This is a genomic window from Gilliamella bombi (genome assembly GCF_900103255.1).
GTDB lineage: Bacteria > Pseudomonadota > Gammaproteobacteria > Enterobacterales > Orbaceae > Gilliamella > Gilliamella bombi.
The window spans coordinates 1-581 of the sequence record NZ_FMWS01000112.1 but is presented as its reverse complement, the minus strand read 5'-3'; the positions used below and the strand labels follow the sequence as shown (position 1 = coordinate 581).

1 protein-coding gene is annotated in these 581 nt (G+C 38.0%); it reads right to left on the bottom strand.

Annotated elements, in window-relative coordinates:
• Nucleotides 1-157 precede the first annotated feature (157 nt).
• A partial coding sequence (locus B9N71_RS13180; RefSeq protein ID WP_167370128.1) for a DUF6708 domain-containing protein occupies nt 158-581 on the bottom strand: 424 nt, incomplete at its 5' end.

The following is a 581-nucleotide window of genomic DNA, read 5'->3' as shown; positions in this document are numbered from 1 at the left end:
TTTTATCAGTAAGATGATTAGCCGATGTGGTTAAAGTAAATTCGTCTGGCTCGTCAGTTTTGTTATAATCAGGCTCAGGCAGCCCTGTCATGACATTACGATTGCGATCATATTTATCAAAATAGGCTTTTTTATCCTACCCCTGAGCCATTGAAATTTATTGTTTTACATGATTCCGTTGTTTGATTTCGGCTAACTCTTGTTGCGATGTGGCATTAAACGCTTCAACCATCCATTCGGGCCAGCCTTGTCCTTTAATGATTTTTTCTTTAAATTGGGTTTCTTGTTCCCATTTGTATTTGCCGTCGTTTAGACCTGCTAATTTGTTAGCGCACATAAAGTTATTGACCCAACCCCAAACCAAATAACTGCCTATGCCAGCACGTAATGGGTCTAATAATATATGGTCGATTGTTTTATGGGTATGAGGTTTGCACACCATTAATATGGTGGTGTTGAGTGAAGAGCGTGAAAAGTTATGTACCACTACCCCTTGTAAATGTGCCCAGTCATATTCTTTTATGCGTTTTTTATTAGGATGCAAAAAGGTTAGCGGATTGCGTAACACTTTAAAATTAAAA